At 36.3% G+C, this 24,163-nt stretch carries 32 protein-coding genes and 1 pseudogene; 15 read left to right on the forward strand and 18 right to left on the reverse strand.

The window, feature by feature from the left end; genetic code table 11:
* Positions 1–11: 11 nt before the first annotated feature.
* Positions 12–974 (reverse strand): methyl-accepting chemotaxis protein, encoded by a 963-nt coding sequence (locus tag BTHG_RS06615; protein ID WP_010283396.1) that lies wholly within the window; start codon positions 972–974, stop codon positions 12–14.
* Positions 975–1,164: 190 nt separating this feature from the next.
* Here BTHG_RS06615 and ric point away from each other — a divergent pair, with 190 nt between their 5' ends.
* Entirely contained in the window at positions 1,165–1,872 is a 708-nt protein-coding gene (gene ric / locus BTHG_RS06620) for an iron-sulfur cluster repair di-iron protein (RefSeq protein WP_010283397.1), read from the forward strand.
* Between the two features lie 37 nt (positions 1,873–1,909).
* Here the strand turns inward: ric and BTHG_RS24405 are convergent, their stop codons facing one another.
* The 5 genes from BTHG_RS24405 to modB form a co-directional block, all read right to left on the reverse strand.
* Positions 1,910–2,548 (reverse strand): hypothetical protein, encoded by a 639-nt coding sequence (locus BTHG_RS24405; RefSeq protein WP_010283398.1) that lies wholly within the window; start codon positions 2,546–2,548, stop codon positions 1,910–1,912.
* Positions 2,549–2,559: 11 nt separating this feature from the next.
* Positions 2,560–3,168, reverse strand: coding sequence for an SCO family protein (locus BTHG_RS06630; RefSeq protein ID WP_010283399.1), 609 nt, complete (start codon positions 3,166–3,168; stop codon positions 2,560–2,562).
* Entirely contained in the window at positions 3,158–4,645 is a 1,488-nt protein-coding gene (locus BTHG_RS06635) for a cbb3-type cytochrome c oxidase subunit I (protein ID WP_010283400.1), read from the reverse strand. Before BTHG_RS06635 ends, BTHG_RS06630 begins: the two co-directional genes overlap by 11 nt.
* Before the next feature lie 12 nt (positions 4,646–4,657).
* Entirely contained in the window at positions 4,658–5,182 is a 525-nt protein-coding gene (locus BTHG_RS06640) for a cupredoxin domain-containing protein (protein ID WP_010283401.1), read from the reverse strand.
* Positions 5,183–5,318: 136 nt separating this feature from the next.
* Positions 5,319–5,972: a molybdate ABC transporter permease subunit gene (modB, locus tag BTHG_RS06645; RefSeq protein WP_010283402.1), complete on the reverse strand. Its 654-nt coding sequence runs from the start codon at positions 5,970–5,972 to the stop codon at positions 5,319–5,321.
* Between the two features lie 172 nt (positions 5,973–6,144).
* Here modB and BTHG_RS06650 point away from each other — a divergent pair, with 172 nt between their 5' ends.
* Positions 6,145–6,849, forward strand: coding sequence for a Crp/Fnr family transcriptional regulator (locus BTHG_RS06650; protein ID WP_010283403.1), 705 nt, complete (start codon positions 6,145–6,147; stop codon positions 6,847–6,849).
* 129 nt (positions 6,850–6,978) lie between these two features.
* Here the strand turns inward: BTHG_RS06650 and BTHG_RS06655 are convergent, their stop codons facing one another.
* From BTHG_RS06655 to BTHG_RS06675, 4 genes are all read right to left on the reverse strand, one after another.
* Complete coding sequence (locus BTHG_RS06655) at positions 6,979–8,103, reverse strand: TIGR04053 family radical SAM/SPASM domain-containing protein (RefSeq protein ID WP_010283404.1); 1,125 nt, start codon at positions 8,101–8,103, stop codon at positions 6,979–6,981.
* Positions 8,104–8,401: 298 nt separating this feature from the next.
* Positions 8,402–8,680 carry a DUF5316 family protein gene (locus BTHG_RS06665; protein WP_010283405.1) on the reverse strand — a complete coding sequence of 93 codons (279 nt, stop codon included), beginning with the start codon at positions 8,678–8,680 and terminating at the stop codon, positions 8,402–8,404.
* A gap of 167 nt (positions 8,681–8,847) precedes the next feature.
* Positions 8,848–9,453: a molybdenum cofactor guanylyltransferase gene (locus tag BTHG_RS06670; protein ID WP_010283406.1), complete on the reverse strand. Its 606-nt coding sequence runs from the start codon at positions 9,451–9,453 to the stop codon at positions 8,848–8,850.
* 140 nt (positions 9,454–9,593) lie between these two features.
* Complete coding sequence (locus tag BTHG_RS06675) at positions 9,594–9,824, reverse strand: DUF2249 domain-containing protein (RefSeq protein WP_010283407.1); 231 nt, start codon at positions 9,822–9,824, stop codon at positions 9,594–9,596.
* 200 nt (positions 9,825–10,024) lie between these two features.
* On the opposite strand from BTHG_RS06675, the gene BTHG_RS27020 reads away from it, so the two are divergent.
* The 7 genes from BTHG_RS27020 to BTHG_RS06710 all read left to right on the forward strand — a co-directional run bounded on the left by BTHG_RS27020 (position 10,025) and on the right by BTHG_RS06710 (position 13,534).
* Positions 10,025–10,162 carry a hypothetical protein gene (locus tag BTHG_RS27020; protein ID WP_010283408.1) on the forward strand — a complete coding sequence of 46 codons (138 nt, stop codon included), beginning with the start codon at positions 10,025–10,027 and terminating at the stop codon, positions 10,160–10,162.
* Between the two features lie 148 nt (positions 10,163–10,310).
* Positions 10,311–11,000, forward strand: a complete 690-nt coding sequence (locus BTHG_RS06685; protein ID WP_010283409.1) for a Crp/Fnr family transcriptional regulator — start codon at positions 10,311–10,313, stop codon at positions 10,998–11,000.
* Between the two features lie 130 nt (positions 11,001–11,130).
* The gene (locus BTHG_RS06690) at positions 11,131–11,379 is read left to right on the forward strand and encodes a DUF2249 domain-containing protein (protein WP_010283410.1); all 249 of its coding nucleotides are present in this window, start codon (positions 11,131–11,133) and stop codon (positions 11,377–11,379) included.
* Entirely contained in the window at positions 11,379–11,585 is a 207-nt protein-coding gene (locus tag BTHG_RS06695; RefSeq protein WP_010283411.1) for a DUF2249 domain-containing protein, read from the forward strand. Before BTHG_RS06690 ends, BTHG_RS06695 begins: the two co-directional genes overlap by 1 nt.
* 14 nt (positions 11,586–11,599) lie before the next feature.
* Positions 11,600–12,841 (forward strand): hypothetical protein, encoded by a 1,242-nt coding sequence (locus BTHG_RS06700; protein ID WP_010283412.1) that lies wholly within the window; start codon positions 11,600–11,602, stop codon positions 12,839–12,841.
* Positions 12,842–12,855: 14 nt separating this feature from the next.
* Entirely contained in the window at positions 12,856–13,155 is a 300-nt protein-coding gene (locus tag BTHG_RS06705; protein WP_010283413.1) for a metal-sulfur cluster assembly factor, read from the forward strand.
* Between the two features lie 70 nt (positions 13,156–13,225).
* Entirely contained in the window at positions 13,226–13,534 is a 309-nt protein-coding gene (locus BTHG_RS06710; RefSeq protein WP_010283414.1) for a metal-sulfur cluster assembly factor, read from the forward strand.
* Positions 13,535–13,569: 35 nt separating this feature from the next.
* Here the strand turns inward: BTHG_RS06710 and yjfP are convergent, their stop codons facing one another.
* The gene (yjfP, locus tag BTHG_RS06715; RefSeq protein ID WP_010283415.1) at positions 13,570–14,337 is read right to left on the reverse strand and encodes an esterase; all 768 of its coding nucleotides are present in this window, start codon (positions 14,335–14,337) and stop codon (positions 13,570–13,572) included.
* A 150-nt stretch (positions 14,338–14,487) separates the two neighbouring features.
* On the opposite strand from yjfP, the pseudogene BTHG_RS24410 reads away from it, so the two are divergent.
* The 3 genes and pseudogenes from BTHG_RS24410 to BTHG_RS06730 all read left to right on the forward strand — a co-directional run bounded on the left by BTHG_RS24410 (position 14,488) and on the right by BTHG_RS06730 (position 15,787).
* Positions 14,488–15,302, forward strand: a pseudogene (locus BTHG_RS24410) (Cof-type HAD-IIB family hydrolase).
* A 136-nt stretch (positions 15,303–15,438) separates the two neighbouring features.
* Positions 15,439–15,588: a hypothetical protein gene (locus BTHG_RS06725; protein WP_010283418.1), complete on the forward strand. Its 150-nt coding sequence runs from the start codon at positions 15,439–15,441 to the stop codon at positions 15,586–15,588.
* A gap of 1 nt (position 15,589) precedes the next feature.
* Positions 15,590–15,787: a DUF3813 domain-containing protein gene (locus BTHG_RS06730; RefSeq protein WP_010283419.1), complete on the forward strand. Its 198-nt coding sequence runs from the start codon at positions 15,590–15,592 to the stop codon at positions 15,785–15,787.
* Positions 15,788–15,852: 65 nt separating this feature from the next.
* Here the strand turns inward: BTHG_RS06730 and BTHG_RS24415 are convergent, their stop codons facing one another.
* Positions 15,853–16,722: a BsuPI-related putative proteinase inhibitor gene (locus tag BTHG_RS24415; RefSeq protein ID WP_010283420.1), complete on the reverse strand. Its 870-nt coding sequence runs from the start codon at positions 16,720–16,722 to the stop codon at positions 15,853–15,855.
* Positions 16,723–16,771: 49 nt separating this feature from the next.
* Positions 16,772–17,614, reverse strand: coding sequence for a YitT family protein (locus BTHG_RS06745; protein WP_010283421.1), 843 nt, complete (start codon positions 17,612–17,614; stop codon positions 16,772–16,774).
* A 157-nt stretch (positions 17,615–17,771) separates the two neighbouring features.
* On the opposite strand from BTHG_RS06745, the gene BTHG_RS06750 reads away from it, so the two are divergent.
* Together BTHG_RS06750 and BTHG_RS26155 are read left to right on the forward strand one after the other, a co-directional pair.
* Positions 17,772–18,635 carry a DegV family protein gene (locus BTHG_RS06750; RefSeq protein WP_010283422.1) on the forward strand — a complete coding sequence of 288 codons (864 nt, stop codon included), beginning with the start codon at positions 17,772–17,774 and terminating at the stop codon, positions 18,633–18,635.
* A gap of 65 nt (positions 18,636–18,700) precedes the next feature.
* On the forward strand, positions 18,701–18,832 hold the full coding sequence (locus BTHG_RS26155) for a DUF3941 domain-containing protein (RefSeq protein WP_010283423.1): 132 nt from the start codon (positions 18,701–18,703) through the stop codon (positions 18,830–18,832).
* 60 nt (positions 18,833–18,892) lie between these two features.
* Here BTHG_RS26155 and BTHG_RS06760 read toward each other — a convergent pair whose 3' ends face one another.
* Positions 18,893–19,753 (reverse strand): CvfB family protein, encoded by an 861-nt coding sequence (locus tag BTHG_RS06760; RefSeq protein WP_010283424.1) that lies wholly within the window; start codon positions 19,751–19,753, stop codon positions 18,893–18,895.
* Positions 19,754–19,915: 162 nt separating this feature from the next.
* Here BTHG_RS06760 and BTHG_RS06765 point away from each other — a divergent pair, with 162 nt between their 5' ends.
* Positions 19,916–20,407 (forward strand): YajQ family cyclic di-GMP-binding protein, encoded by a 492-nt coding sequence (locus tag BTHG_RS06765; protein WP_010283425.1) that lies wholly within the window; start codon positions 19,916–19,918, stop codon positions 20,405–20,407.
* A 158-nt stretch (positions 20,408–20,565) separates the two neighbouring features.
* On the opposite strand, the gene BTHG_RS06770 is transcribed toward BTHG_RS06765, so the two are convergent.
* The 4 genes from BTHG_RS06770 to BTHG_RS06785 form a co-directional block, all read right to left on the reverse strand.
* On the reverse strand, positions 20,566–21,006 hold the full coding sequence (locus BTHG_RS06770; protein ID WP_010283426.1) for a YtoQ family protein: 441 nt from the start codon (positions 21,004–21,006) through the stop codon (positions 20,566–20,568).
* A 48-nt stretch (positions 21,007–21,054) separates the two neighbouring features.
* The gene (locus tag BTHG_RS06775) at positions 21,055–21,585 is read right to left on the reverse strand and encodes a GNAT family N-acetyltransferase (RefSeq protein ID WP_010283427.1); all 531 of its coding nucleotides are present in this window, start codon (positions 21,583–21,585) and stop codon (positions 21,055–21,057) included.
* Positions 21,586–22,283: 698 nt separating this feature from the next.
* Positions 22,284–22,430: a hypothetical protein gene (locus BTHG_RS26695; RefSeq protein WP_157256138.1), complete on the reverse strand. Its 147-nt coding sequence runs from the start codon at positions 22,428–22,430 to the stop codon at positions 22,284–22,286.
* A 13-nt stretch (positions 22,431–22,443) separates the two neighbouring features.
* Positions 22,444–24,159, reverse strand: a complete 1,716-nt coding sequence (locus BTHG_RS06785) for a M56 family metallopeptidase (RefSeq protein WP_010283428.1) — start codon at positions 24,157–24,159, stop codon at positions 22,444–22,446.
* Positions 24,160–24,163 lie beyond the last annotated feature (4 nt).

Genomic DNA, 24,163 nt, shown 5'->3' on the forward strand with positions numbered 1-24,163 from the left:
AGCAAAAACCACTACTTTCTTGCTGTGATTTCATTAAGCTGAATCATTCCTTCTTCTAGTTTGTCATCAACAACTTTGGCGTCAGTAATATGCTGGGTTATTAAATGGTTCGCATTTTCAAACAACTCTTTTGTATTGGAGATTTCGTTCATTACATCCTGCGAATACACCTTTTGCTCCTGGATAGTATTTAGAACAAAATGAACTTCTTTTTGAACAGACTTAATAACAGACATAATATAGTTAAATTTTTCAGTTGTATTTGTACTCGCTTCAACCCCAGAATGAACTAGATTTGTACTTATTGTTGTAGAGTGTAAGGATTCATCAATTTCTTTTTGAATTGCCTTTGTAAGGGAACTAATATGCTCTGTGCTAGAAGCCGTACTTTCTGCAAGCTTCCTAACTTCCGCTGCAACGACTGAAAATCCTTTTCCTTGCTCACCTGCTCTTGCAGCTTCAATGGATGCATTTAATGCTAATAAATTTGTTTGTTCTGCAATCTCCTTGATGACTTGTACAATATTTTCAATTTCCTTAGAACGGTTATTTAGATGATTCATTTTTTCAGAGGTATCATTTAATTGGATCCCTAGTTCTTTCATGATGGATTCAACTTCTAATACCTGATTCTTGCCTTCAGTTGACTTTGCAACCATATCTTCGGCCGCCGAAAGCAGGGTTTGGCCATTTTCGTATAATTTCGTAGAGTTGTTAAAGGACAATAGACTAAGTTCTTCAACACGGTCGAATTTAGATTTTATTTTAGCGACCAAATCACCAAGAACATGATGCTGACCATTCACATGTTCGTGCTGTTCGATTGTAGCTACAAGTTCCTCGTAAAAATTTTTGAAAAATACGGATGTGCTTACCTCCTGTTGCTCCCTTTCCACTTTTAAATCTTCCAATTCCTTTTTAAGTTGTTCATTTTCTTGTTCAAGCTCGTCTATATATTGTTTACGAATAAACATCGGTATGACATCTCCCTGTAGCAATCTTTATTTGGCTTTATCGTACCAAACATGTCCTATTTAGACCTGTGATATAAATCACTTTGACCCTTATTTTCGGCAATTTTCATTATATGTGTGATACGAATCACCTCATTCTTCTTTTTAAGAAGATATGCTATAAGTAGTAAACGATATTGGAGGTAGAATCATGGAGCAAACTTTTACCGAGCAACACATCATTGGAGAAATTGTAACAGAGTTTCCTAAGGCTGGAGATCTTTTCAAAAAACTTCGAATTGATTTTTGCTGTGGCGGAAACCGGCCACTTATAGATGCAATTGAGGAAAGAAATCTTTCGAAAGAGGAAGTATTAACAAAATTAAATTCTCTTTATCAAGATATGAAGGAATTAAATGAAAAAACAGTGGATTGGAAGGCTGCAAGTTATTCTGAATTAATTGACCATATCGTTAATAAACATCATCGTTATTTAAATGAAGAGCTTCCACAACTTAGTCCATATGTAACAAAGGTACTGCGAGTACATGGAGGAAATCATCCACATCTTGCAAGAGTGCATTCACTTTTTAATCAATTGAAGGTTGAGTTAGAACAACATACAATCAAAGAAGAGTCAGAGTCATTTCCTCTCATCGTAAAATTTGAAAATGAACCAACATCTGAAAATCATGAATTAGTCAAAAAACATGTGGCGGAATTAGAAGGTGATCACGATGAAGCCGGAATTATTATAAAAGAAATCCGAGACATTACAAATGACTTCCAACCGCCAATCGGTGCATGTGGAACATATCGTCTGGTCTACCAACGATTAGAAGCATTGGAAGCAGACCTTTTTCAACATATTCATTTAGAAAATAACATTCTATTCCCTCGTGCAGCAACTGGAAACTAAATAGAAAAAATGAGCCGATACCAAGTCGGCTCATTTTTTATGTCAACTTTTTAATCAAAGTTTTTGGAGTTATATTGATTTTTAAATATTGATGTTTTTTATTTTTCTTCTTGCTTAATTCTGGCCTCCCTATAAAAACTCTCCCGATAAATAAAAGACAAATGACCACACCTAGTAAAAACATTGCTTTTCCTAGCTGTTGCTGGGCTGTAACTAAGTAGTTATTGCAAAGTCGCGAGGGAGATACTGTATAAAGCCAGCTCATCACAAAGATCATCGAAATAAGATTCGCCCATATAAACGCTTTACTTATTGGACCAAGCAGTTGCCAGCTATAAAATAAGAATACCCCAGCAAGAAATGGTAGACTCAAATATTTGGCAATCTCCATTCCTGGTTCATTCAGCGCTGCATCAATCGATCTTGGTAAAATCCAAAAACCTACTACACTTATAGTCATTATTATTCCTGCAATTCCATTTTCATTAAAATAGTGACAGGGGGTTTGCAATTTTTTTGGTAACCCTTTTGCTAGGAAATAACCACTACCAACAAGTAACGGGTATTGAACAAGCATGGTACCTACCATACTTGCCTCTAACATTGATCTTACATACGGGACTGAAACGAATAGAAGTAAAAGTAGCCCTATAAATATATTTCGATAACGGTACACTTATTTCACCTCTAAAAAAGAAAAGTATCTAAATATTCCACAACAGTGTGCGGTGTTTGGTAATCGAAGACATTCGTTAGTTGTCCCTCTGGATTAATCACATAAAATGCAGAATTGTGCTCATATCCACCATATTCATTAGGTATTACCACAACTTCTAGCGCGTCTAACACGTCTTGTAATTCCTTTTCGTCTTGAATGGTAGCCATTTTCCACCGTTCCCCGTCCGCTCCAAAGTGGTCTGAATATGCATGTAAGACAGACGGAGAATCGTACTCTGGATCAAAGCTAATACTTACAAGTACTACTTTTTTTCCGAGAACATCCTTAGGGATATTTTCATAAATTTCAGCAAAGTTCCTTTCCAATACCGGACATACATCCCCACAGGATGTATACATGAAGGTCATAAGTGTGTATTTTCCCTCTAATTCTTGTAAGTGAAAGGCTTTCGAATTTGAGTCAATTAATGTAGCGGAAGGGAGCCTTGGCTGCTCCCTTTCTAATTCAATAATTCTAGCTTTCTCTGCTGTAAAAGCCTGTAATCCATCTGTACCAACCCATAACAAAGTGAGTCCCGCTATAAGTGCAAATAGAATTCCAACACTTTTACGCAACATGGCGATCTGGTCCTATTTTTTCTTGAAACTTATAATCAATTGATCTTGAAAACTTCCAAAAACGAATGACAAAAGTCAAGACAGCAAGGACAATAAAAATACCAAAGATTACTCCCATTCGGTCATAAGGAATCCATTCAGGGAAGTGTTCCGCCCATCTTCTTGGCGCTCCAACCTTTCCAGAGAAAAGGAACGACCCACATAATCCAATAAAGAACATCGTGTAAACCCAGAAACTAATCGTATCAAGCGAAGTTTCTTTCTCCCTTCCATTCACCTTTGCTAAGAAATACATAAATCCAAATAGCATAGCTGTTGCACCTAAGCCCATATACATATGAAAATGCCCTGGTACCCATTTTGTATTATGCATGACATGGTTTACCACTATCGTTGCATCGACAATAGCCGGTACGACACCGATTACCCAACCAAACATAGATAGAAACATAAAAGATGAGGCAATATCCCACTTAATACCTGAACGATATACAATCATAAGTGCACCATAAGCTGTTACAACTAATACTGGTAATCCGTTTGCATATGAAAGCACTTGCCCTAAAATGATCATCCATTTTGGTAATGCAAAGTCCATCAACAAATGGTGAGTATAGATTGTAATCGTAAATAATGTTGAGCAATTCCATGCAATTAGGAACGGGCGATTTGCTTTCCATGGGCGATTAGTATAGGCTGCTAGTATCTCATAAACTGCAATAACACCCATATAAATAATTGAGTTTGCAAAGATGTGACCAAACGCATATGTTAGATTTTTTGAAAGCATAGGATCAATTGCGATGGTCGGAATAAATAAATTAATAAGGTTCATTATTAGTGCAGTTGCTCCAGCAATTAATGCAGTGGTGTTAACAATAGCAACCATTGTACTAGCCACGACAGCTGCTGGAGGACCATAGCCCTTTTCCCTTCCAAATACAATTGACCAGCCTAATCCTCCACCTAAGCTTCCATATTGTTTAATAATTGCTCTAGCAACATCTAAATTTAGTAATAAAAATCCTACACCGAGTATAAGCATACCACCTAAATAAAGCGCTGCTCCTGATACTGCCCATCCACCAGCGGAGATAGCAGGTAACGGATATAAGAATGTCCAAGCTCCAGCAAAGTCAAACACAAAAATACCTACTAACACCATGACAACTCCAATGATGAAGGTGATGAAATTGGTAATAAAAATCGTTTTACTTAATTGAACATACTTACTAAGAAAGTACCACATGACCGCAGCTGCAGCTAATGCAGCTGCTCCAATCATGCCTGTTCCATGGACAGTCATGATTTCATAAAAAAATCCAGGGTCTACATCAATCATTTTCCCTTGTGCAAGAAGCATCAAGACACCAAATACCATCATTGATAAAATAATTAGACTACCTGTAAGTAGATACAATGCGATTGATTTGTTCCGGGAGTTATTTGTCCCTCCCATTAAAATATTAGTAGACATTGTTATCCCCCCTTAATTTGTTACAACAATTTCACCAATCATGAGATGGTGACCAAGTCCACAGTATTCCATACATAAAATTTGATACGTACCAGGCTCAGAGAATGTGTAGTAAACAGTGTTCGTATAATCAGGCATTGCCTGGGTTTGTGCTAATAAGTTCATGTCTTTGTCATAGATACCAAAGCCATGGTTAACATCTGAGCTTGTGATATCGAATTCGATTGGTTCCCCCACCTTGAATTCAGTTTGGCTCATATTCCAGCCGAATTGAACAGCTTTCACATCAACAATTACTGGATTTTCTTCTTGTCCATAAACTGGTCTTTCAAATGGAAGATCTTGAAGTGTAAAATACGTTGCAGTTCCAAATACAACAAGTAAAGCAATGAAATAAATTGTTCTAAAACGGTACCATTTTTTCTGGATTGAATCATATTCTCTTCTTTTATTTGTTTTTAAGACAACTGTAATAAAAATAACTGTAATTAAGGTCATTAAAATAATGGAAAGATACCAAGCGGCTGTTTGGTACAAAAGGACCCCCTCCTAAATTCTCTTTTCAGGATGATTCTCACATATTGTTCAACCATAAATCTGTTAAGTTTGTCACAAAATGGGTCAAAAACAAAAAAAGACACATTCTTGTCAAGAATGCATCTTTTCTAGTTTTTTATTTAATTAAATAGGTTGACGCAAGCATTAGGAACGAAATGAAAATGGTTATTAGAACCCATAGCCAAGCAAGTCCCATGTTCCCACTGTCAATTGCAACATAGATGGCTGTAGGTAGTGTCTGCGTTTTCCCTGGAATATTTCCAGCAAACATTAGGGTTGCACCAAATTCTCCTAGCGCACGAGTAAAACTTAGGATAAAGCCCGTAACAATTGCCTTTATCGACAAAGGAATAGAAATAAATAAAAAGATGTTAAACTCACTTGCGCCATCCGTTCTTGCCGCATCCTCAATCTCCGGATTCACAGATTGAAAACCTGTTTTTACCGACTGATACATAAGGGGAAAAGCCACAACGGTTGAGGCTATTACAGCCGCCCACCAAGTGAACATGATTGGTTGTCCTGTTAATTTTTCAAAAAACGCTCCGACAAAACTGTTTCTCCCAAATAGAACAATCAATAAAAAACCTACTACTGATGGGGGGAGTACAAGTGGCAGCATTAATAAAGTTTCGAGAAAAAGTTTCCCTCTAAAATGCCTATTCGACATCCATTTACCTGTGATCAAACCAAACAATAAAACAATACAACCTGCAGTGATTGCAATGGTTACTGATAGTTTAATAGGTGACCAAAAAGTGTAATCCATATCTTGACCTCAATTGTTAAAAATTGTTCATAATATACAAAATCCCTATTTTTCAAGCAATTATGCAGTTATTACTAAGTAAGTGTGATTTATTATACACCTACTATTTGGCTAACATTATATTATTTCTTTAGAAACTAGTATAGCATTCCTGCTTAGGAAGGTGGTACCAATGAATCAAGTGACAATCCAAGAGGCATCAATTTCAAACGAGTTATCGGAACTTTTAAAATCAGCTAATCACACCATTCACATGGAAAAAGGAACCTATTTATTTCGGGAAGGAATGGAGGCATCTGAGCTATACCTAATTCTTTCAGGCCGTGTAAGAGTAAGTAAAGGAACGTCTGATGGCAGTGAATTATCACTTCGAATCTGTAGTCAAAATGAAATAGTTGGGGAATTGACTTTATTTACCGTTCAGCCCAAGTATTTATTTGATTGCAGGATTTTAGAAAATAGTGAAATTGCCGTTATTCAAAAGGATGAGTTGGAACGAAAGCTCTTTGAAAACACAAGTCTTGCATTTGAATTTATGAAATGGATGAGTGACCATTTTCGAAAGACACAAACAAAATTTAGAGATTTAGTTTTATTAGGTAAAAAAGGTGCTTTGTATTCTACATTAGTTCGAATGACAAATAGTTTTGGTGTACAAAAAAACAATGGTATCTTAATAGACTTACATTTAACAAATCAAGAACTTGCTAATTTTTGTGCTACTACAAGGGAAAGTGTTAACCGGATGTTACATGAGTTACGTGTCAAAGGGATAATATCAGTTCACAAGGGCTATATCACGATTCATGATTTGCGATATATAAAAAATGAAATACAATGTGAGGATTGTCCGGCTAAATATTGTAGTATTGAATAGTCTTTTATAACCAACCAAAGACCCATGGCTTCCATGGGTCTTTTCATTGTTATAAGCAAGTAATCAACGGCGAATGAAGAGTAAATCACTTTTGAAGACAAAATGCGCCTTCATTTTGCGCTTTTCCTCTTACTTCAATGTTTTTTCCTTTTTACGGAGTACTTCAGGGATATATACACAGAATGGCTCGCTCTCCATGTAATCTCCTGTCATGGCATATGCACGAGAACGAGATCCACCACATACATTCCTAAATTCACAAACTCCACATTTCCCTTTATATTTGTCTGGATTACGTAAATCTTTAAATATTGGTGATTCACGATAGATTTCTGCTAGTGGAGTCTCACGAACATTTCCAGCTTTTACAGGTAATAAACCGCTTGGATACACATCACCAATATGAGAAATGAAGACAAATCCGTTTCCATCGTTTACTCCTTGCGGGGCTCTTCCAAGGCCATCGATTTGTCCTGTTTTTCCCTTCATAAGTGCATCTTCATAGCGAATTTGTTTTTCTGCGTCCGTTGTTTCACGCATTTTTGATTGGATAACAACACGTCGATAGTGCTGTGCAGCCGTTGTTTTAATATCGAATTTCACACGATTGCTTAAGTCATACAACCAACGGAATACTTTTTCATGTTCAACAGGCGAAATCATATCGGTTTCCTTGCCACGACCAGTAGGTACAAGGAAAAAGACACTCCATAATACACAATTAAGTTCCTCGACTAATTTTGCCATTTCATCTAATTCATGAACATTATATCTAGAGATAACGGTATTAATCTGAACTGGAATTTCAAGTTCATGTAAATACTTAATAGCTCTCATAGTTAAATCGAACGAACCTTTTGTGCCACGGAAGTGGTCATGAATTTCAGCATTCGGACCATCTAAGCTAAATGCCCAACGCGCTAAACCTACTTCCTTTGCCTTTTGAATGGCCTCTTTTGTGACATTTGGTGTAGCACTTGGTGTCATTGAAACACGCACACCCTTTTTAATGGCATATTCAGCGATATCATACACATCTGGACGCATTAATGGGTCCCCGCCTGTAAACACGAGCATTGGGTTGTTCATCTCATATATTTGATCAATTAGCTTTTTTCCCTCTTCAAAGGATAGTTCTCGAGGGTCTCTTGTATACTGTGCTTCCGCCCGGCAATGTAAACATTTTAATTGGCAAGCCCTCGTTAGCTCCCAAATCACAATAAATGGATCTTCCTTATAGTCTCTATCAAACATGAGGCTAACCTCCTTTGTTAATGTCCACATTTTAACACTATAAAATAGTGAATAATGTGAGGCACATCACAGATATGGAGGTGTTTAAAAATGTTCACAAATAAGGAAAAGCGTAAGCACCCTAATCAGCCCCGACAAGCATTAGAAAAGACGGCGAGTAGGATGCCTTTTATCCTTCTTGACTGATTGGCTTATGACCTCGAGGGGCTAGGTTGCTTGCGCTAGACATCAAAATTATGTGAAAAGTGAATTGAAGAAATATTCATTGAAGAAATTCAAATGTAATTGAGGGTCAACACTACAGCCACAAGTAGGTTTGGAGCCCCCAAGAGGAAAAATAAATTGGAATATCGCATTCTTTTTTTCGGTCTGACTTATTTTCTGTGAAGTAATTTGCTCTTGAGTGATTCCCACTTATAAAGGAATCTGAAACGATTCCTGCTAGTAAAAAGCAAATAATTCCAAGTGTCCCAGAAATAACAGAATATGTTTCAAATTGGCGAGTAGACAAACCTATTATTAATAACAGTCCAGAGGTTATTATCCCTAAAATCAAGCCTACTCTCAAGAACTTCACTCCTTCCCTCCTCAAATGTATCTGGTATTACTATTTTATCTTACTTTTCAGAAAATTATGAGTGCAACAGCTTGTATTTTAAAAAAGCCAATCGATTGTTTTAAGGAACAAAGACTAAGAACGCCACAATCTATGGGAACGTCTTTGTGACCCACAACGTGTGGGCCTCAAATTGGTTTTTGTGATATTTTTTCGTATTCTGTTTGGTTATTGATATTCTCAAACTCCATGCCTTGAAGTTGTAAATCATGATTTGTTATGAATTTTACATTACACGTATCTAATAAGTGACTCATCTTTAATTTTTTCTTTTTAAGTAACTGCTCAATTCGATTGGCAATTCGATAATGGTAAGCAGCAATTAATGGCTGCTGTCTGTCATTGATGATGGGAACAACTGCATCAATGCTTTGATCATTCGTATATGAAATAAGTTGTTTTACCAGCCCATCAGTCACAAAAGGTGTGTCACACGGTAAAACTATATACCAGTCTGAAGCTTTTTTTTCCATAACAGTAAATATACCAGCTAATGGTCCATTCCCTTGAATTTCAGCTAGGTCTTGGACAACAGGGACGGATGTTTGTTTTCGAAGTTGGGCTTCCAATGCCGGATGACTCACAATAAAAAGTTGGTCTACATTCTCTTTCAATGCATCGATTGCATATTCATAAAAGTATTTGTGATGAAGTTTGGCAAATGCTTTATGACTTCCAAATCTCCTCGATTCTCCACCAGCCAAAAGTATACCAATGATTTTTTGTTTATTCATTATGAAACATCCTTTTGCTTTTTCTCCATAGTAGCATGATTGTTACCTCCCTCCAACTGAATCTTTTTTATTAAAAAGTGTAGGCAAAGCCAATAAGACTTTGCCTACACTATGAGAGATAAAAGAATTTAGGATAGATATTATTTTTTACCGATTGCAACTCGCCATATTTCTGGACCTTGTTCAAGGTATTCCCAAGTGAATTCTTCACCGCGTTCCATCATGAATTGATATTGGAGTGGTCTTGGATCATGGTCATTTGTTAGCTCCATGATTTCACCTGGCTGTAAACTATCAAATGTTCTAAAAATTGTTGGGTGCTTATCCTTTGGTGCGTAATCTGGTGCATTTACTTTCGCTGTAAATACCATTTAAAATTCCTCCTTTTGTTTTATGGGTCCATTGTATCGAGTCTTTTCAGATAATGTAGTGAAACTTATCACGATGTACGTATGTTTTTTATCATATGCCTAAAGAATTATGCGATAATAGGGTACAAGAAGTAATCCCACTTAAACATCTTGTCAAACTTCATGATTGTGGAGTCTAAAAGAAATATCGGGGTGAAAAGATGAAAGAACTTGTGGGCACATGTAAGGAATGTGAGAAAGAAATTTATTGTTTAGATGGATTTATTAATGGCGTTGTGTTAGATGATAAAAAAGGAATACTCTGCTTTGATTGTGCTGAAGAACAGAAAGAAGGCTAGGAGAAAATCTCCTAGCTTTCTTTGTGTCTATTTTTTGAACTTTAATGGTTGGAACTAGCCACCTATGATATAAATCACAGTTTTAAAAAGTAAGATTGCTACACTTATGGTAGCTGCCAAAAGTTACTATGAACAAGGAGTGAGATAGATGGGATTACCATCCATTCGTGAACAATTAAAAGGAGTTCCTTTGTTTCGAGAAACAACACCGGAAGAACTTGATCCAATTGTTGAAATTTCGCAATCACGTTTATATAAGCAAAAAATGTTTATTTTTATGCAAGATGATCCACTTGATCGTGTTTTTTTCATTCAATCCGGAAAAGTAAAAATCTATAAGTCTGATATGCATGGGAAAGAACAGATTGTTTCTGTACTCGAAGCAGGGGAAATGTTTCCACATGCCGGATTTTTTCGAAAAGGGGGATATCCAGCCCATGCTGAAGTAATTGAGGATTCGAATATTATTTTCACCCCTATTGATCGATTTGAAGAAATTCTAATAAAAAATCCTGAGCTTTGCATCAAAATTTTTAAAGTGCTAGGCGAAAAAATTATCGATCTACAAAAGCGATTGGAGGAACAAATCCTACTAAATACTCAAGAACAAATCATTATGCTCTTGCTTCGTCTATGTAGAAGCAATGGCGAAAAAATAGGGAGTCGCTTTAAGCTTACAACTCAATTTACAAATCGCGAACTTGCCAACATGATAGGAACAACACGTGAATCTGTTAGTCGGACGATTTCAGTATTAAAAAAGAAGCAGATTGTAGACCTCACACCAGATGGGTATTATCTGTTAGATCACATGAAGCTGCATGATGAGATTTTTTAGGATTGCAGGAATTGACGTTCTTAGTCTTTGATTTCACTTAATTTTCTTGTGTTTGTGATTCAAGTCACATCATTTCTCAATGAAAATGATTATCATTAAATTAAAATCGTATATCAGGGGGATATCAAATATGAGTCAATTAGAATCAAAAGTTGTCGAGGTTGATGTAAGGGAAGACTTAAAGAATAAAATTGAGCCCTTTCAAAAAATTATGGAAGCAGTTAAACCTTTACAGGATGGAGATACCTTTATCTTACACGCACCTTTTAAGCCAACACCTTTATTTCCAATTTTGAAAGCAAAAGGCTTTTCAAACGAAGTAGAACAAATTGATAATAGGCATTGGAAGGTTACTTTTACCAAAAGAGGTGTCAAATAATGCAATTAGATAATCGAGGTCTTGAGCCTCCTACACCGATGATGAGGACATTAAAAGCTCTCGAAAAATTATCAAAAGGTGAAACTTTGACCATTATAAATGATCGACGACCAATGTTTTTATATGAACAGCTTGATGAACTTGGTTACAAACATATAACAGCACCACATCCTGATGGCGGCTTTCAAATTGAGATTACGAAGTAAGGAGCTGCTTGAAAATGTTGCCTCAATTATCAAGTGAAACAAATATCAGACTACCGCTCTCATTTATTATCTTTAGTGTTGTTGCCGTAATAATATCTCAAGTTATCCTGCTGTTCAATGGACATATGGTGATTAATGGAATTTTTCGGACCTCTCCTCTTTTATCGTCTGCCCACTTCTTAATCCTTGGTTGGGCATTAATGGTTGCGATGGGGGCAATGTACCAGCTTGTGCCAGTTGCCTTTTTAACCCCTATTTGGAGTGAAAAGTTTGGTTTTGTTCAATTTTGGATAACAGCTATTGGTATTGGAGGATTTGGAATCACCCTTTCCTTCTCTCCCACCATTTCAATTTTTACGGGTTCACTTGCTGTTGTTGGCATACTGCTGTTTCTTGTACAAATGGTAATGACGATGAGAAAGCAGGCAAAGAAAAATATTTTAACCGTACTCGTTGGCAGTGCGCTCATTTGCATGTTACTCACAATAACATTAGGAATTTTATTGATAGTCAATCTTGGAGTTGGTGTAGCAAATTTAAATCATCTTGCCATATTAAAAAGCCATATTTTACTTGGTTTGGCTGGATGGTTTACATTTTTAATTTTTGGCTTTTCCTATAAAATGGTCCCTATGTTTTCTTTAGCACACGGCTTTTCGATGAAGCTGGCAAGATGGGTCTATATTGTATATGGAATTGGTCTACTTGTTACAATTTATAGTTTTATTGTCGAGAATAACATATTTTTACTAGCAGGTATGAGCTTGCTGTTTGCAGGCTTCGCCCTATTTTCTTACCATATTTTTACTATCATTAAGGTAAGATTAAAGAAAAAGCTTGATAAGCCCTTTATTTTTTCATTAATCGCGATTGCTTTTGGCTTAGTGATTCACTTTCTCGGAATGGTTGTAGCATTTTTTCCAGCGTACTACGGAATTTATGGGATCCTCATTTATCTTTATATCTTTTTGTGGATTGTAAGCAGCATTCTAGGCTATTTATATAAAATTATCCCTTTTCTTTGGTGGACACACAAGTATAGTAAGCTGATTGGTAAAAGTGATGTACCAACATTAAAACAAATGATTGATGAAAAAATAGCAATTCCTATTTTTTCAGGTTTTACAATTGGATGTCTTATTATTGTCTTAGCCATCGCTACTAGCCAATTGCTACTCTTTACTATAGGTCAAAGCTTTGTTGTTGCTTCAACTTTATTTTTCAGCTATGGCATTTTAAAGGTACTTTTTAAATAAAGGGGAGAAAATTGATGGACTTAAAAGAGAAAATTCTTGATCAGTTAAAACAAGTGATTGATCCTGAATTAAATATAAATGTTGTCGATTTAGGACTTATCTATGAAATCGATATTAAAGAAAATAATAATGTGTATATCGAAATGACGCTAACAACACCTGGTTGCCCACTCCATGATAGTATTTCAAGTGGCGTAAAACATTCAGTCGCTTATCTTGAGGAGGTTAATGATGTCGAGGTCCTAATGGTGTGGCATCCTGCCTGGTCTCCAGAGCGCATGTCTGAAGCCGCACTGAAGCAACTGAGAGGTTAGATTTCACATTCTTGGGAAGTTTCGTTATACTTTATATAAGTTAAGTTTTTCTCGAAAGGAGAGTTATTAAATGGATGAAGCTTTGAAGGAAAATATGATGGGTGCACTTGAACAGGTAGTTGACCCTGAGATAGGAATTGATATAGTTAACCTTGGCCTTGTTTATGATGTTGATATGAATGATGCAGGTGTTGCTCAAATTACGATGACATTAACATCAATGGGCTGCCCCCTCGCTGGCACTATAGCAATGGATGTAAAACGCGTACTAACTGAATTACCTGAAGTAAAAGATGTGGATGTAAATATCGTTTGGAATCCACCTTGGAATAAAGATATGATGAGCCGTTACGCAAAAATTGCATTAGGAATTAGATAAAAGAAGAACGTGTCGATAGTGACACGTTCTTTTTTTTATAGATGTTTTTTAAACCAATCGACAGATGCAAGGAGACCCTCTCTAGTTACTTTATGATCCGCACGTGTATCTGCAAGGAAAGATAGATTCTTCTCGTTGCCTTTATAAAGAGGTTTAATTTCTTGGAAAAATTCATACGTGTAGTTGAAAGGTACCATTTTGTCTTTTTCACCGTGCCAGAAAAACACTGGTCTTCCATTTAACTTTTCTGGTTGTAGACTTAAATCATATGTCCGTAATTCTGCATATTTTTCTTCTAATTCGCCTTCTGTGAAAGGAAGTTCGATATCATGTCGCTTTAGTTCCTCAATTTGCCCACGACAGAATTCTTCATAGTATGGGCTTCCCATTAAACTGACAGCTGTCTTAATCCAAGGATATTGGGTTAGTGCACCAAGTGTAACGATTCCTCCCATTGAAGTTCCTGCCACACCGATTCTAGTCTCATCAATCTGCCCCTGTTTGTTCAGCTCGTCCTTTATGATTTGAAGTTCTTTGATTTCATTGACAACAATGTCCCAGAACATAAAATCCACTTCTAGTTCTTCAAGACCTTTATCTCTTTCACCATGATAGTCTGCTTCAGGTAATACAACGCGAAATCCTTCTTCTGCATAAAGATATGCATAGTGTAAGTTATGTTCTTTTGCACTACCAAACCCATGAATAAAAAAGATAACTGGTAATGCTTCATCCTTTATTTGATTTTGTACAATATGTAATGCTGGGATTTGGGCATATTTCGTTTTTTCAACAATAACCATCTTTGTATGTGCTCCTTTTTTGATAACTTTGACCATCCTAGTTTATCACTAATTACCAGTTTATCTAAAAAGTTTAGCTTTTCAATTGACGATTTTTTTAATATCTGTTTTAGTTAAAGGAAGAGATAATTGGTACGTAAGGAGATTGTTATGACTAAACAACACTTAATTGCACTTGACCTAGACGGTACTTTACTAAAAGATGATAAAACTATTTCAAAAAAACAAAAGACACATTAGAAGAAGCAAAAAAGGCTGGTCATATAGTGATGATTGCGACTGGAAGACCATTCCGTTCTAGCTCAATGTACTATCAAGAACTTGGTCTTACAACGCCGATTGTAAACTTTAATGGAGCTTTTGTACATCACCCACTCGATCAAGATTGGGGCGTTTATCATGATACACTTGATTTAAAAACAGTGAAAGAAATCGTTGAAGTTGCGGATGGATTTCGTGTAAAAAATATTTTAGCGGAAGTAATTGATGATGTGTATTTTCATTATCACGATGAATCAATGTTAGATATATTTGGTATGGGGAAACCGAATATTGAAACGGGAGATTTACGAAAAATTTTAAAACGCGATCCAACATCTTTGTTGATTCATCCTGACGAAGTGATTGCAGATGAAATCCGAAAATACCTTTCAGAAATGCATGCGGAAGTGGTGGATCACCGCAAATGGGCAGCGCCTTGGCATGTGATTGAAATTGTAAAATCAGGATTAAATAAAGCCGTTGGGATTCAAAAAGTTGCGAACTATTATCGAATTCCTAAAGACAGAATTATTGCCTTCGGTGATGAAGACAATGATTTGGAGATGATTGAATTTGCAGGGCATGGGATTGCAATGGGCAATGGGATTGATGATCTGAAAAATATTGCAAATCATGTAACACTAACGAATGAAGAAGATGGAATTGCCCTTTATTTAGAGGAAGTTCTAAAATTAGATAGGTAGGAACCGGTTTGGAGAAAACCGGTTCTTTTTTTTTCAGAAATAATTACCTGATATATCCCACATCGAAACTTCAAACAATATTACTGGCGCAACTAAATAGCGCTTCTTTTAAAGCTGTTAAAGGGGGAATTTACGGATGGGTAGTAATAAATCAAAACGATTTGTTCATCAAGGTGCAGATGCTGTTCAACAACATGCTCAGCGCTTTCCTTACCGTTCAACTCTAGCTGAAGCAGAAGCAAAGAAAAATGCGAATGTCGAAAATTCATCACTTGGAGGAATATAAGATGGGAAACCGTTTATTCCAGAAGGCTCGTGAGACTGTCGAAGTTGCTAAATTAGCAAGTACGGGTCAAAGTGATTCATCCTTACAGGATGCCATTTTGGTTGCTAAAAATGCTCTTTCTTCTGCGTATGCTAACTCTACAACAGCCGAAAAAGATCAACTCCGCGAATTACAAAATGAATTAGACCAACTCCAATAAGCTTTGTCTAATTCAAAAAAATGGGGTCAGACATTACGTCTGACCCTTCCCCATTATAGAAATCTTTATTGAAATTGCTGAAGTTTAGCGTAATAAAGGTTTGTGATAGAGCCGTCCTTAGCACTTCTTTCATATAAGTGAAGAATTAATGCTCCGTTTGTTGGAATTTTATCTTTTGGAATTGTGATGTTAATTTCAAATGGAGCCCATGCTGGTGCACCCTCTGATGCCATTTGAACAGTTTCAGGAATTACATAGTCATGCCCGTCTTCCACTGCATAAAAGAAGGTTGCTTCAAAGACTCGGACTTCCCCAGTTACTTTATATTCTCCATTTTCACCAAGTACTTGGACATTTCGGAATGCCGTATTTCCTTCAGGGATTGAAAAACTTTCTTCGACCTGCAATGCATTGTTTTCAATCTGTTGTCCATTTACTTCAGAAGCAGTTAGAAATACAATTGCTTTATATTCTCCTGCAGCAAGCCTGGATCCGTCATTTGATGTATACTCCCACGGTTCTTCCCACACTTTTTCTTCACCTGGTTTTAGTTCTATTTCCTCAATCGATTGAATAAACATTTTATCGATAGAATAGCGGTATACTTCCTTTCCATTTGCATCTGTCACAACAATTTCATACTTTTGACCTGATGGAATGGTCACTTTTACAGTATCTTCACTTGTGTTTTTTAGTGAAATGGTAAAGATTGCTTCGTTTTCCCCTGTTTTTATTGACAGATTTGTTTGAAGTTTTTCTACCACGTTTTCATCACCTCCAGGTTCTTCAATGTTTTGTTCTGGTGGTGTTTCTGTTTCTACTTTTTCACCACCCCCCGAATTAACCGGAAGAGCCTCTTCAGTTGTAGTTCCACATCCTGACATGATAAATAAACTCATTACAAATACTAAGACTACTAGAAGTAATTTTCTCATGATTGTCACCCCTTTACTCTATTTGTCGAAGTCTCCTATTAAAAAGTTACTACTCCTTACGAAATAATCCATAAACACCGATTGTTTGTACAATATTCGTAAATGCTTGAGGATCGACATCCTTAATAATCCGCTCTAAATCATACAATTCATAACGTGTTAAAACAATCATCAGCATGTCCTTTGTGTCGCTTGAAAATGCTCCTTTTGCTGGTATCATTGTAATTCCTCTTACCAACTTTGAGTGGATTGCTTTTTTCAATTCGTCTGCTCTCTTCGTTACAATCATCGCAGTTACTTTTACATGACTTGTATGAACCATATCAATCACTTTCGTCAAAACATATAAAGCAACAAGTGTATATAAGGCTTTTTCCCAGCCAAATAGGAACCCTGCTGTAAGGATAATAAGTCCGTTTAATGTAAAAATATAGGTCCCGATAGGTTTATCTTTTGATCTTGATAAAACAAGCGCTATGATGTCTAGTCCTCCTGTTGAGGCTCCCCATTTTAAAGTAAGTCCAATACCAATTGCTTGAATCACAGCCCCAAATACTGCATTCAGTAAAATATCATCGGAAATATGCTCAAGAGGAATAATTGATAAGAATAAGCTTGTAAGAGTGACAGAGATAAAACTATAAAGTGTAAATGACTTTCCTACCTTTTTCCATCCTAAAATTGCAACAGGTATGTTCAATAGCAATAAAATAACACCTGTTGATACATGTAGTGGCGTGTAATCACCCAGGATTCTAAACAATAGCTGTGACACCCCAGTAAAACCTGAAGAATAAACATCTGCTGGAATGAGAAAAAGATTTAAAGCAGCCGCATTTAACAATGCCCCAAACATCACAATTATGATTTTTTTTACTTCCTTATTTACCATTAAATAATCCTCCTGAAACGCATTCTATTAATCCCATAACAAATTAGTTGTCATACAAAATTTTCCCACACTTGTTGTAATTTTATCCAATACTCGCTACACTTACGTTAGGCATGTTTGTTTCCAAACTTGATTATAAAAAAAGAAGGTGAGCCTTTTGACCGTTAGAATTCTTACTGATAGCGGTAGTGACCTACCACTTCAATTTTTTGAAGAAAATAATGTAACTTTATTCTCCTTAGGAGTTCATCTAGATGGGCAAGATTATGAAGATATAGCAACAATTGAGCCTGTGAAAGTATTTGAAACAATGCGAAATGGGAGTGCTCCAAAAACTTCTCAAGTTCCTCCCCACCGTTTTAAGGAGGTTTTTACTGAAATTGCAAAAGAAAAGGAATCTGCAGTATACATTGCCTTTTCATCTCAATTATCAGGAACCTATCAAACCGCAGTGATGATGAGCGAAGAGGTGAAAGAAGAATATCCTGAACTCGATTTAACAATCATTGACACAAAATGCGCTTCACTTGGCCAAGGCCTTGTCGTAAAAGCAGCTGCAGAGCTTGCTGCCAAAGGAGCTTCAAAGGATGAAGTTGTAACTCTTGCGACATTTTACAGTTCTCATATGGAACATCTATTTACAGTGGATGATCTTGAATATTTGGCACGCGGGGGAAGAATTAGTAAAGCATCTGCATTTGTAGGAGGCCTTTTAAACATCAAGCCATTATTAAATGTTGAAGATGGAAAGCTAGTACCTCTCGAAAAAATTCGTGGGAAAAAGAAAGTGTATAAACGCATTATTGAGCTTATGGAAGAGCGTGGCAAGGACTTATCTAACCAAACAATCGGTATTAGCCACGGTGCTGTGGAAGATGAAGTACTTCAATTACAAAAATTGTTTGAAGAAAAATTTGGATGCAAATCGTTTTATACGAATGTAATTGGTGCTGCGATTGGTTCACATGCAGGACCAGGAACGATTGCCATTTTCTTTCTAAATGAAATGCCTAACAGCTAATCTTACATAGTTTGAAAAACGACTGGATATCCTAATTTTGAATGGATTGAAGGGAGTGTTTATGAATGCCAAAAACAAGTGATAATGATAAAAAAGCTCAAGACAATAATGCTTTACGTCACGAAAAAAATATGATGAGAGAAAAAAATCGTCAGGCTGGAAAACATCAATATTCAAAGAAAACAGACCATCTATAAGAAAAGCGCCTGAATCATTAAATCAAACGCATCGGTTTTTACAACCGATGCGTTTTTTTACTACTCTTTTTTAAAATAAGTCCAGCCATCTTCTTGGTATACTTTTCCTTCTTTCATCAACTTACCAAGTCCTCGTTTAAAGGCAGCTTTACTCATATCAAATCTTGCTGAAATATCATCAGGAGAGCTTTTGTCCCAAAATGGCATTGCTCCACCCCGACTTTCCATATACAGATAAATTTTATCAGCATCTTCTCCCATCGTTTCGTGGCTTCTGCCTAACAAGGATACATTAACCGATCCATCTTCCTTCACGTCAATTATTCGACCTTGTACCCTTTCTCCAACTCTTGGTTCCCTTGTTCTTTGACTTTCGTGAATAAAGCCGAGTAGACCTTCTTCTGAAATCATAAAAGAACCAACCATTAATAATCGATATACGGTTCCTGTGATATTTTTATTAAAATCTTTTCGTGTTGCTGGCTTTGAAATTGAACGAATAACATCTTCGGTGGCTAACTTTCCAAAGAGTCTCCCGTTTTTGTCTAATCTAAGAGTGACATACAGTTTATCCCCTGGTTCTGGCCAAAGATCCCAAACTTCATGTAAGTCATCCTTGGAAACAAGTATATCTTTGCTGATACCAATATCAACAAAAGCTCCTAGTTCATGTTTGATTTCAACTACAGTTGCCCAATCATAGGAACCGATTTGAATGGTCGGTATCTTCATGGAAGCAGCAAGTCTACCTTGATGATCTTGAAAAAGAAAAACGGTTACGTCTCCATCAGGGTCGAACTCGTCTATTATTTCATTTGAATGGAGTAAAACATCTTCTTCACCGTTTGTTAAAAAGTAGCCAAAAGGTGCATCTCTATCTACACGTAAAGTAACAACCGTTCCTGGTTCTAATGCATTCATTTATTAAAGCCCTCTTTCATAAGTACTTAGCTGGAATTGCTATATCATTACATAGTATAGACGTTTAGGACCATCATTTACTAGTATAGTTTTGGAAAAAGTTGTCCAAATTGCTAATATTGACTATAATCGAGGCAAATATACTTTTTTTGGAGGTTGGCAATGGCAAAGGATAGTTCATTCGATATTGTATCAAAGGTGGATTTGCCTGAAGTTACAAACGCAATTAGCATTGCAAAAAAAGAGATTCAAAACCGTTATGATTTCAAGGGTAGCAAAAGTGATGTCACACTTGATAAGGAAGAACTTGTCTTAATTTCCGACGATGAGTATAAGCTTGATCAATTGAAGGATGTTCTGATTAGCAAAATGATAAAGCGTGGAGTCGCAACCCGAAATATTGACTACGGTAAAATTGAAAAGGCATCTGGCGGAACTGTTCGTCAACGTGCAAAACTGATTCAAGGCATTGACAAAGAAAATGCAAAAAAAATTAATACGATTATTAAAAACAGCGGACTTAAAGTAAAGAGTCAGATTCAGGATGATCAAATTCGCGTTACGGCTAAAAGCAGAGATGATTTGCAATCAATTATCAATGCAATTCGAGGTGCTGATTTACCGATTGATGTACAATTTATTAATTACCGTTAAAAATGAAGAGTTGAAATGCCTTGCTCAGTCCCGACAAGCTAATGGTCTGGCAAAAAACTGCTATTTGACTTTTCTTGCCCAGTTTATTAAACCTCAAGGAGCTAGGTACTACAGCTAGGGAAAAGAATGCAGCGGAACAAAGAACCCGCTGCATTTTTCTATTCATAAATATAGCGTAACACTTCTAACGCTTGATCAACTGTTTCAACTGTTACATTCGCTTTATTGGATAATTCTTTTAAAGGATGAATCAATGAGGTTGGTCTTACAATAATTGTCGGCTTATTCATTGTAATCGCTGCACTTGCATCCATTGCCGTATTCCATTGTTTGTATTTTTCACCGAATAAAGCGATGACTACATCAGACTTTTGCATTAATACTTGTGTTCTGAAGTTATTGATGTCTGATGCTGCGTCATCCTTATACAGGTTTCCAGGTTGTTCTCCTAAGATTTGCTCGCCAATATTATCAGACTTATCATGGTTTGTTTGTGGACCCACAAAGGTTAAAGGAAGATTTTTCGATTTTGCTTTTTCCTTAATTTCCTCCCGCCAATTGTCATGAATTTGCCCTGCTAAATAAACCGTCAACTCCATGTTTTTCCCTCCTAATTTCTTTTCTATTATCGTAACATATTCATGCAGCTATTTTACAAATTTATACATAATGATTTCATCTTCATAATGTGTTTCACCGAACTTAACAAATCTAACCTTTCTACCTTCCTCTTTGAAACCAAACTTTTTGTATAAGTGGAGTGCCCTTTCATTATGAGAGAATACTTCAAGACATACTTTTTCAAGTCCTGGCTCTTTTTGTGCCCAATCCATCAAATATTTCATTAGGTTACTACCAATTCCCTGATTACAGTAAGCTTTTTGAATACTTATCCCAAAATAACCTAAATGAGCGAGTCGCTTCCTTTTCGACGTTTGAAAATTTAAATTACCGACAATTTTACCATCGGTTTCCGCTACTATAATTAGATTCCCAGGCTTTGCATGTTCCTCTATCCATTTTTCTTCTTCCTCAGCAGTGGTGGTAAACTCCTCTGGTGTAGTAAGCATGTAGGTTGACTCGGTAAGAACGACTCTGGTGTGTTCGATTAACTGTTTAGCATCTTTTTTGTAGCAGGTCTTATTTTTATTTTCATAGGAACCTCCATCTAAAATCAATAATAATAACTATTTCTTTAAAAGCTGACGAATTCCTTTTTAATAGCTGCAGCCTTGGCGCAAGACCTTCGAGTATCCTATAAACGTGTCAATGGATCATAGAGAATTCTTGTATATGGTAGGACTTATTGAAAAACATGGAAATAAACATATCATAAATAACATTTTTCCAAGGGTATTGGGTGAATATGGAAAAAGTCACTTTTCACGCTCAGACTTTTGGATGATTATGGAAATACCCACGTCATAAAATCCTTTTATTCCAATGCTTTTGGATAATTATAGAAATACCAACATCATATACACTTTTTATACCAAGGCATCTGGATGACTATGGTAATACCAACATCATAAACACCTTATATACCAAGAATTCTGGATGAATATGGAAATGCACTTATCATCCGCATCATTCATTAAAAACCTACTAAAACAAAAGAAGACCTCCCTTACTAGGGAAAGTCTCCTCACATAAACTCAGTAATATCCAAAAACTTGTAATACTATCACGCCAACTATTGATACAATGCTTCCGCTGAATAACACTATAAGAAATATTTTGAATCTCCTCGTATCTATCCAAACAACCAATCCAACCAGAATCGTAAACACCAATCAAAAAAGAATGATGCGTACGGGTTCGTCGGGGTTATCCAATCATTTACATTCAGGAAGTCCATTTACCTAACTCCTTTTATCTATGATTGTATAGCCGGAGTACTTAAGAATATTGTTAGTCCGCCCACAATTGCTAACACCACCCCAACTGGGCTATACGACGATAAATATATGCCTAATGGAAATACTAGTGCGCCAAGAACAAATAATACCTTCGCGATTTTCACAATTTCACTCCTTTTAACTCAATACGGATTCCTTTACTCTGTCAACTATCCAACGATTTCGAATCCTTTTCCCCCAGCCTTCTTCATTTTCTTTTAACGTTTGGACTCTCCAATACATCGGCGGATGAAGCATGAACTGAAATTCAATAAACCTCCATAGTAGTGAATCCCGCTCAATCGACGACTTAGTTTTCTCATCCTTGTCTTTAAGAACTGTACTATATGAAAGTGATTTATTTATCGCTTCATCCTGTTTCTCTGATAAAGCTATTAAACTATTTGACATTTGTTTACTTCCGCCACCAAGAAGGGATGCACCGAGATGATCAGCACGAACCTCCATCCATTGTGAACAAAAAGACTGAAAAACAGAATAGAAAATCGTTAAGAAAAATACTAATAAAAAGATTGATATCTTGTGCTCCTCTATATTTGTTATATTTTTTTGAAGCAATATAACAATTACAATCAAAATCAAAAGGTAGCCTAATCTACAAAGTTGGCCCCACAGCACATCACGCTTTTTCACATGGATTGCCTCATGAGCAAGGATACCTTCAATCGCCTCAGTCGGTAACTTTAAAGTAGCGCTTGTTAAGGTTACCATTGACTTACCGATATTCAAACCTGTTGCTAGACCGTTGTATTCGGAACTATCCGTCTCATATACACGAATATTTGGTGCACCAGCTCTCTCAAAAATCCGTTGAGAAATTTGAATTAATTGCGGATTTTTCGTTTCTTTTGCATCCATCGCTACTTTTAAAACTCTATCAGATATATAAAGATTGAAACCCCAGTATGCTAATGCTACGGTTACCATAATCCAAGGCTGTACTTTAAAGTAGTATAGGAGTAGGAGTAGACCTGTGTAGGCAGAAACACCTTTTACCGTTGACGCGAAATAGAGCTTTCCAATTAAACGCTTTATATTTTTTCGATGCCAAACCGGTAAAACCTGCTGTAGTTCCATCTCTTTTGCTTCAACCTTCATCAATTCCTCAAATACTTTTTTCCATTTTTCTGGTTTGTGAATTGTTAGATAAACCGTCTCGCCAGGTACAGATAGCATTAGTACCTTTTGAAAGCTTGTTGTAAAATCTGCATTTGATGAAAACATGGTTAATAGTGGGTGGAGTTTTAATAGGTCTACATTTGTTTCAAGTTTCACTTCCTCCAAATCTTCAATTGGAAGTTTCCGAGACTCAAAGTATGATGTGAGATAAATCTGTTTTTCTTCGTTGTCATAAAATACTGCTACTGTTATAAAAGTACCGATTCGCTTTATTACTTCTGTAAATGTACTAATAAAACCAAGGACAACAATATATTTTAAAGGGCTATACTCCGGGCCAAAAATATAAAATAGGATTGCACCAATCACAACAAATCCAGTTATCAACAAGTCTGATGCAATCCGTTTCAAATCACGTTCTAAAGAGACTTTTTCTACTTTTACTTTGCGTAATTCTTTTTCAATTTCAATTCGTTTTTCGTTACCGGTAGTTAAAGAGATTGCAAGGAAATATCCACTTGAGATAAACGCAATATAGATAAAACCATCCATAAATGGAAGTTGATAAAACACAAATCCTATTGCTAGTAAGGCGAGAATGATTTCAATTGTAGTTCCCACTTTTTTATTTATCTTTTCCACTACTGATCCTATTAATTGGATTCCAGCACCTAGTAAAATATACAACAGGATTTCATACCAATTTGGTAGCAAAGTT

Origin of the sequence: Bacillus timonensis, assembly GCF_000285535.1 — a bacterium.
In the GTDB taxonomy this organism is placed as follows: Bacteria; Bacillota; Bacilli; order Bacillales; family Bacillaceae_L; genus Ferdinandcohnia; species Ferdinandcohnia timonensis.

Excerpts from the sequence above, each read along its gene's own strand:
- BTHG_RS06615 (WP_010283396.1), bottom strand. The coding sequence starts at position 974 with ATGTTTATTCGTAAACAATATATAGACGAGCTTGAACAAGAAAATGAA.
- ric (WP_010283397.1), top strand. The coding sequence starts at position 1,165 with ATGGAGCAAACTTTTACCGAGCAACACATCATTGGAGAAATTGTAACA.
- BTHG_RS06630 (WP_010283399.1), bottom strand. The coding sequence starts at position 3,168 with ATGTTGCGTAAAAGTGTTGGAATTCTATTTGCACTTATAGCGGGACTC.
- BTHG_RS06635 (WP_010283400.1), bottom strand. The coding sequence starts at position 4,645 with ATGTCTACTAATATTTTAATGGGAGGGACAAATAACTCCCGGAACAAA.
- modB (WP_010283402.1), bottom strand. The coding sequence starts at position 5,972 with ATGGATTACACTTTTTGGTCACCTATTAAACTATCAGTAACCATTGCA.
- BTHG_RS06650 (WP_010283403.1), top strand. The coding sequence starts at position 6,145 with ATGAATCAAGTGACAATCCAAGAGGCATCAATTTCAAACGAGTTATCG.
- BTHG_RS06655 (WP_010283404.1), bottom strand. The coding sequence starts at position 8,103 with ATGTTTGATAGAGACTATAAGGAAGATCCATTTATTGTGATTTGGGAG.
- BTHG_RS06670 (WP_010283406.1), bottom strand. The coding sequence starts at position 9,453 with ATGAATAAACAAAAAATCATTGGTATACTTTTGGCTGGTGGAGAATCG.
- BTHG_RS06675 (WP_010283407.1), bottom strand. The coding sequence starts at position 9,824 with ATGGTATTTACAGCGAAAGTAAATGCACCAGATTACGCACCAAAGGAT.
- BTHG_RS27020 (WP_010283408.1), top strand. The coding sequence starts at position 10,025 with ATGAAAGAACTTGTGGGCACATGTAAGGAATGTGAGAAAGAAATTTAT.
- BTHG_RS06685 (WP_010283409.1), top strand. The coding sequence starts at position 10,311 with ATGGGATTACCATCCATTCGTGAACAATTAAAAGGAGTTCCTTTGTTT.
- BTHG_RS06690 (WP_010283410.1), top strand. The coding sequence starts at position 11,131 with ATGAGTCAATTAGAATCAAAAGTTGTCGAGGTTGATGTAAGGGAAGAC.
- BTHG_RS06695 (WP_010283411.1), top strand. The coding sequence starts at position 11,379 with ATGCAATTAGATAATCGAGGTCTTGAGCCTCCTACACCGATGATGAGG.
- BTHG_RS06700 (WP_010283412.1), top strand. The coding sequence starts at position 11,600 with ATGTTGCCTCAATTATCAAGTGAAACAAATATCAGACTACCGCTCTCA.
- BTHG_RS06705 (WP_010283413.1), top strand. The coding sequence starts at position 12,856 with ATGGACTTAAAAGAGAAAATTCTTGATCAGTTAAAACAAGTGATTGAT.
- BTHG_RS06710 (WP_010283414.1), top strand. The coding sequence starts at position 13,226 with ATGGATGAAGCTTTGAAGGAAAATATGATGGGTGCACTTGAACAGGTA.
- yjfP (WP_010283415.1), bottom strand. The coding sequence starts at position 14,337 with ATGGTTATTGTTGAAAAAACGAAATATGCCCAAATCCCAGCATTACAT.
- BTHG_RS06725 (WP_010283418.1), top strand. The coding sequence starts at position 15,439 with ATGGGTAGTAATAAATCAAAACGATTTGTTCATCAAGGTGCAGATGCT.
- BTHG_RS06730 (WP_010283419.1), top strand. The coding sequence starts at position 15,590 with ATGGGAAACCGTTTATTCCAGAAGGCTCGTGAGACTGTCGAAGTTGCT.
- BTHG_RS24415 (WP_010283420.1), bottom strand. The coding sequence starts at position 16,722 with ATGAGAAAATTACTTCTAGTAGTCTTAGTATTTGTAATGAGTTTATTT.
- BTHG_RS06745 (WP_010283421.1), bottom strand. The coding sequence starts at position 17,614 with ATGGTAAATAAGGAAGTAAAAAAAATCATAATTGTGATGTTTGGGGCA.
- BTHG_RS26155 (WP_010283423.1), top strand. The coding sequence starts at position 18,701 with ATGCCAAAAACAAGTGATAATGATAAAAAAGCTCAAGACAATAATGCT.
- BTHG_RS06760 (WP_010283424.1), bottom strand. The coding sequence starts at position 19,753 with ATGAATGCATTAGAACCAGGAACGGTTGTTACTTTACGTGTAGATAGA.
- BTHG_RS06765 (WP_010283425.1), top strand. The coding sequence starts at position 19,916 with ATGGCAAAGGATAGTTCATTCGATATTGTATCAAAGGTGGATTTGCCT.
- BTHG_RS06770 (WP_010283426.1), bottom strand. The coding sequence starts at position 21,006 with ATGGAGTTGACGGTTTATTTAGCAGGGCAAATTCATGACAATTGGCGG.